Genomic DNA, 952 nt, shown 5'->3' on the forward strand with positions numbered 1-952 from the left:
TGCAACAGCTTTGCTTGATCGTAAGACGATCATGAAACACGAAAAAAATGGTGATTTGGGAAATCAGTATTTAAAAACTCATGCTGCTTGCGTTGGTCCTTATCAGTTAAAAAGTTGGCGCCCTGGAGAGGCGATTTTATTGCGTGCAAGCTCTCACTATTGGGGACAAGCACCTAAACTAAAGCAGATTGTAATTCGCCATGTTGCGGAGCCTGGAACACAACGCTTGTTGTTGCAAAAACATGATATTGATGTTGCTCGTAATTTGACACCTGAAGATCTTGCAGATTTGCAAAAAACAACAGATGTTAAAATCAAAGAAGTGTTAGAACCATCCATGATGTACTGGGGATTCAATATGACAAATCCCATTTTTGCTAAGGAAAAAGTACGCTTGGCGATGCGTTATCTTATAGATTATGAAGGTCTTGGCAAGAAGCTTCTCAAAGGGATTGGTATTCCACGGGCAAGTTTTATTCCTCTTGGCAATCTTGGGGCTTTGGATGAAAAAGAAGGACAACCCTTTAAGCTTGATATTCAAAAAGCCAAGCAGCTTTTAGCAGAGTCCGGTTATCCGAACGGATTTGAGGCAAATTTTCTCGTATCAAACACTCCTTATACTTTATTACTTGCTCAGTCACTCCAAGATAGTGCTGCGCAGGCGGGTGTGCGTCTTAAAATTGAACGATTGGCAGGTACACAATTGTTTTCCAAACTTTATGCCCGAGCTTTTGATACAATTTTTGTCGGATGGAATAATGATTCTGCGGATCCTCATACAATGGCTTCACGTCTTGTTTATAATCCAGATAATCGGTTTGAGGCAAAAAATACAGCTTATCCTAGTTGGCAGTATGGGTATTTTGATGCCAAGATGAATCAAAAAGTTGAAGAGGCGTTGTTTCAAAAAGATCCACAAAAACGGGCGCAAATATATGCTGATTTACAACGT

At 40.1% G+C, this 952-nt stretch carries 1 protein-coding gene; it reads left to right on the forward strand.

Annotation, left to right across the window (positions count from 1 at the left end; translation table 11 throughout):
* The coding region (locus ACFIKO_RS09325; RefSeq protein ID WP_375673892.1) for an ABC transporter substrate-binding protein at positions 1-952 on the forward strand (952 nt) is incomplete at both ends.

The sequence above is a fragment of the Bartonella sp. TS82HLJMH genome, assembly GCF_042193495.1.
GTDB classification, from domain to species: domain Bacteria; phylum Pseudomonadota; class Alphaproteobacteria; order Rhizobiales; family Rhizobiaceae; genus Bartonella; species Bartonella grahamii.